Source organism: Actinomadura montaniterrae, from assembly GCF_008923365.1.
GTDB lineage: Bacteria > Actinomycetota > Actinomycetes > Streptosporangiales > Streptosporangiaceae > Spirillospora > Spirillospora montaniterrae.
In genome coordinates this window covers 1-4,908 of sequence record NZ_WBMR01000391.1, presented here as the reverse complement: position 1 = coordinate 4,908, position 4,908 = coordinate 1, and the positions used below count along the sequence as shown (strand labels likewise).

At 75.4% G+C, this 4,908-nt stretch carries 3 protein-coding genes and 2 pseudogenes; 3 read left to right on the top strand and 2 right to left on the bottom strand.

What is annotated here, in order from left to right:
- The 3 genes and pseudogenes from F9B16_RS49175 to F9B16_RS49165 form a co-directional block, all read left to right on the top strand.
- Positions 1-348, top strand: a pseudogene (locus F9B16_RS49175) (hypothetical protein); the annotation flags it as partial.
- Between the two features lie 106 nt (positions 349-454).
- Positions 455-1,924, top strand: a complete 1,470-nt coding sequence (gene cysC / locus F9B16_RS49170) for an adenylyl-sulfate kinase (protein ID WP_151547142.1) — start codon at positions 455-457, stop codon at positions 1,922-1,924.
- A 151-nt stretch (positions 1,925-2,075) separates the two neighbouring features.
- The gene (locus F9B16_RS49165; protein ID WP_225992658.1) at positions 2,076-3,014 is read left to right on the top strand and encodes a sulfite exporter TauE/SafE family protein; all 939 of its coding nucleotides are present in this window, start codon (positions 2,076-2,078) and stop codon (positions 3,012-3,014) included.
- Here the strand turns inward: F9B16_RS49165 and F9B16_RS49160 are convergent.
- Positions 2,991-4,430: a lipopolysaccharide biosynthesis protein gene (locus F9B16_RS49160; RefSeq protein ID WP_151547141.1), complete on the bottom strand. Its 1,440-nt coding sequence runs from the start codon at positions 4,428-4,430 to the stop codon at positions 2,991-2,993. The genes F9B16_RS49165 and F9B16_RS49160 overlap by 24 nt on opposite strands.
- Positions 4,427-4,908 (bottom strand): annotated as a pseudogene (locus F9B16_RS52020) (hypothetical protein); the annotation flags it as partial. The pseudogene F9B16_RS52020 and the gene F9B16_RS49160, both read right to left, overlap by 4 nt.

Sequence of the window (4,908 nt, the reverse complement as noted above, 5' to 3'; positions counted from 1 at the left end):
GGGCAGGACGCCGCCGGGCAGGCGCGGCCCGCTCCGCGGCGGGAGAAGCGGCGGGCTCCGGCGTCCGCGCCGCAGACAGGGCGGGCCCGGCGGCTCCCGCCGCCCGCGATCTACGACAAGGTCGCGTCCCGGCAGGGCATGCAGTGGTACTGCGTGATGCGGGGGCTGATGGTCGCCGAGGAGTACACCTCCCGGCAGGCCATCGACGCGCTCGGGGCCGGAACCGGCCTCACCGACCTGCTGTGCCGGCTGGTGGCGGCGGCCAGCCGGGGCCGCCTCACCGCAGACCACAGCGACGTCACCCTCGTCATCCGCAAGCCGGAGAACCGCTTCGCCCGGGTGATCTGACGGGGGGCGGAGGTGCGGGCACCGCCGCGACCGCAGTAATTTGGCGGAAATCGACGTTTGACCTGCATCGGCCCGGCGTGCGCGCCGGGCGGGATCGGAGACCGCGGTGACCGCCGAAGCCGGCCTTCCCGACACGCTGCGCGACCTGCCCGGCTGGGCTCCGGACGCGGTGGAGCTCGCCGACCTGGAGCTGCTGCTCGCGGGCGTGTACCGGCCGCTGACCGGCTTCCTCGGCTCGTTCGACGCGGCGATGGTGATCGCCGGGGGGCGGCTCGCCGACGGGACGCCGTGGCCGGTCCCGGTCACCCTGGCGGTGCCCAAGGAGCTGACCGCGCACGAGCGGATCGTCCTGCAGGATCCGGAGGGCGTGCCGCTGGCCGTGCTGGAGGTCGCGGAGGCCTGGCAGGACCCGACGTCCCAGGGCTGGCGCCTCGCCGGGCCGCTGGAGGCGCTCCGCTCCCCCGCGCACGGACCGTTCCACTCCCTGCGCCGCCGTCCCGACGAGCTCGACCCGGTGGACGGCCCGGTCCTCGCGGTCGCCGCCCGGGAGCCGCTGCACCGCAAGCAGCTCGGCCAGATCCGCCAGGTCGCCGAGCAGCTCGGCGCGCAGGTGCTGGTGCTCCCGCTGCTGAGCGGCGAGCACGACGAGTCGCTCGTCCGGGCGCTGCTGGGCGTCCGCAAGGAGCTGCCGGACGGGACGCGGATCATCCCCGTGCCGCTGCCGCCGCGCGGCGACCACGACCGCGACCTGCTGCTGCGCGCGCACGTCGCCGCCGCGTACGGCGCCACGCACCTGCTCGCCGAGCAGGAGGCGGAGGGCACCGCGATCCCGGTCGTGGTGCCCGAGCCGTGGGCCTACGACGCGGACGTGGAGATCTGGCGTCCGGTCGCGCGGATCGAGCCGGACCACGTCCAGGCGGAGCTGACCGCCGAGCGGCTCGGCGAGCTGCTGGACGCGGGCGAGCCCGTCCCGGACTGGTTCACGCCGCCGGCGGTCGCCGCCGAGCTGGCGCGCGCCCGGCCGCCGAAGCACTCGCGGGGCGTCACGGTGTTCTTCACGGGCCTGTCGGGCTCGGGCAAGTCCACGGTGGCGCGGGGCCTGGCGGACGCGCTGGTCGAGCGCGGTGGCCGGACGGTCACCCTGCTGGACGGGGACGTGGTGCGGCGGATGCTGTCGGCGGGCCTGACGTTCTCCAAGGCCGACCGCGACCTGAACATCCGGCGGATCGGGTTCGTCGCGGCGGAGATCACCCGGCACGGCGGGGTGGCGATCTGCGCGCCGATCGCGCCGTACGCGGCGACCCGCGCGGAGGTGCGCCGGATGGTGGCGGCGGCGGGCGACTTCATCCTGGTACACGTGTCGACGCCGCTGGAGGAGTGCGAGCGGCGCGACCGCAAGGGCCTGTACGCCAAGGCGCGGGCGGGGCTGATCCCGGAGTTCACCGGGATCTCCGACCCGTACGAGGTGCCGGACGACGCCGATCTGGCGCTGGACACCTCGGCGATGACGCCGGACGAGGCGGTGGGGCGGGTCCTGGAGCTGCTCGTCGCGGGCGGCTGGCTCCGGACCGAATAGTCCCCTTTCGTCACTCTCGTCGTAGATCGTCAATCCAGTCGCGTTTGTTGGGGTACACCCGGGTTAACAGACCCTGGTGCGGTCCCGTACTGTACTAGGCGAGTTTTCCTATATAGCAGGTAGGTCATGCCGCCGTAGGGGGTGAAGGCGCGTGGACTTCGACTGGACCATGGCCCTCGGCTCGTTCCTGGTCGCCATCGTCGTCGGCCTGACGGGGATGGGCGGCGGCGCGCTCATGACCCCGATGCTCGTGACGTTCTTCGGCGTCAGCCCGCTCGCCGCCGTCTCCAGCGACCTGGTGGCGGCGGCGGTGATGAAGCCGGTCGGCAGCGCCGTCCACTACCGGCAGGGCACGATCAACATGCGCCTCGTCGGCTGGCTCTGCGCCGGCTCGGTGCCCGCCGCGTTCTGCGGCGTGCTGGTCGCCCGCGCCCTCGGCCACGGCGACGGGGTGGAGAACCTGATCAGCAAGGCGATGGGCGTCGCGCTGCTGATCGCCGCCGGCGGCCTCGCCGTCCGCGGCGTGCTCGCCCGCCGCGACCGGAACCGCCCCGGCGCCGGGGACGGCGAGGCCCCCGAGATCAAGGTCCGGCCGGTGCCGACCGTGCTGATCGGGCTCGTCGGCGGCCTGGTCGTCGGCATCACCTCGGTCGGCTCCGGCTCGCTGATCATCGTCGCGCTGCTCGCGCTGTACCCGACGCTCAAGGCCAACCAGCTCGTCGGCACCGACCTGCTGCAGGCCGTGCCGCTGGTGTTCGCCGCCGCGCTCGGCCACCTGCTGTTCGGCGACTTCCAGATGCAGGTCACCGCCGCGCTGCTGGTCGGCTCGATCCCGGGCGTCTACATCGGCTCGAAGATCTCCTCGCGCGCCCCCGGCGGCCTCATCCGCCGCGTACTGGCGCTGGTGCTCGTCGCGTCCGCGCTGAAGATGTTCGGCGTCGGCGCCGTCCCGATCGCGTGGACGGTCGTCGTGCTCGGCGCCGGGACGGCCGCCGTCTGGCTCACCGGCCGCCGCCGCGCGGACCGCTCCGCGAGCGGCCGGAGCGCGCGCGGGAACGTCCCCGCGTCAGCCGACGAGCTGGTCCCCTGACTCCACGCCGCCGGACGACGGGGCGCCCGCCGTCGCCGGCACCGCCGCCGGCCCGCCGCCTCCGCGCGGCGGGTCGCCCTTGCGGAGCATCCGCCACAGCATCACCGCCGACACGATCCCGCCCGCGCCCAGGCAGTAAGGCGCGATCGCGGCGTGCCCCGGGTCGGCGGCCAGCAGGCCGAGCAGCACCGCCAGGCCGCTGAGGCTCTCCACCCCGCGGATCACGAACACCGACCGGGACTGCTTGCGGGCCGTCGCCAGGCTCGCCAGCGGGAGCGTGCAGGAGAAGCACACCGAGTACAGTGCCCAGCCGCCGAGCGCCACCCGGTCCACCGCGAACGAGCCGCCGGTCACGACCGGGCCGAGCCACCCGACCAACAGGATCCCGCCGAGGCTCATCACGAGCGCGATCCCCGACATCAGCCCGCACGCCCGCACCGCCTGCCGGGCCCGCATCGGCCGGCCCGCCTTCTCCGCCTTGGCGAAGTCGCCGAGCAGGAACCAGCCGGCCCCGTTGACGAAGGTCAGCGCGGGTGACAGCAGCAGCCGCGCCGCCTCCACCCCGGCCAGCGCGGCGGTCGACGCGAACCCGGCGATCATCACGCGGGCGAGCAGCAGCGCGGTCGGCCGGATGCCGGCCTGCACCGACCGCCACCAGGAGAACGCGAGGATCTCCCGGAACGCGGTGCCGCGCAGCGAGGCGAGCGCGTACTCCTCGCGCGGCAGCCGCAGCCGCGCCAGCAGGATCGACGCCAGCGACCCGGCGCACATGGCGGCGAGCAGCAGCTCCACCGAGGCGCCCGCGCCGGCGCCGAGCGCGGCGCCGAGCACCGCGAGCGTCGTCAGCAGGTAGGTGGCGTCGTTGACGGTCAGCCGCCAGAACTCCATCCGCGCGGTGAAGATCCGCCGCCCGGTCTCCTCCAGCAGCCACAGGGCCACCGAGAGCGCGAACAGCGCGATCCCGAGCGGCCCGGCGAGACCCATGACGGCCGCGACGGCGGCGCCCACGGCCGCGCCCACGACCACGGTGCCGCCGACCGAGAGCAGCAGCCCGCCGCGCACCCGCGGCTCGAACCGGTCGAACACCGTGAGGGTGTCGCCGACCCAGCTGGTCTGCACCGAGGTGATCATCACGATGATCGAGAAGAGCAGCGCGTACGCGCCGTAGCCGGACGCGCCGAGCGTGCGGGCGGCCAGCGACTGCACGACGAGGCTGCCGCCCGCGGTGACGAACTGCACGGCGACGGCGCCGCCGGCGGACGCCAGCAGCCGGCCGGCCTTCCCCGCGACCCGCCCGGCCCGGCCCTCCGCGGGCGGGGCCGGGGGCGCCGGGTCGGGCACGGCGGGCAGGTCGATCGCGGTCTCGACCGTGCTCTCAGGGGTGCTGACGCTCCGTCCCGAAGCCCCCTGCGTCACCTGTCCAGGTCGTAGTGCATCAGGGACGAGTCGCCTTTTCCCTTGCCGGACCCGCTGCCCGGCTCGGCCTTGCCGCCCCGGCCCTTGTCGGACACGGGCTTGTCGGCCGCCGGCTTGTCGGCGGGCGGCTTGTCCGCGCCGGGCGTCTTGCCGCCGAGCAGGTACAGCGGGTCCTCGGCGGTGCGGGTCGGGTCACCGCCGTCCGGCCACAGGTCGGCGGCGATGTCCGAGGCAGGGCGTTTGTCGCCCTCCGCGGGCTTGTCCGAGCGGCCCTTGGGCGCGGCCTTGCGCGGCGGCTTGCCCGACGCGGGCGGCGTCTTCGGCAGGCCGGACGCCCCGTTCCCGGTGGACGCGCCGCCGTTCGCGCCGCCGGCGACGCGGGTGCCGCGCGGGCCGGACGACGAGCGCGACGCCGAGCCCGACCCCGCCCCGTTCACCCGGGACGAGCGGCCGCGCTCCGGCGGGAGCGGCGGGGGGG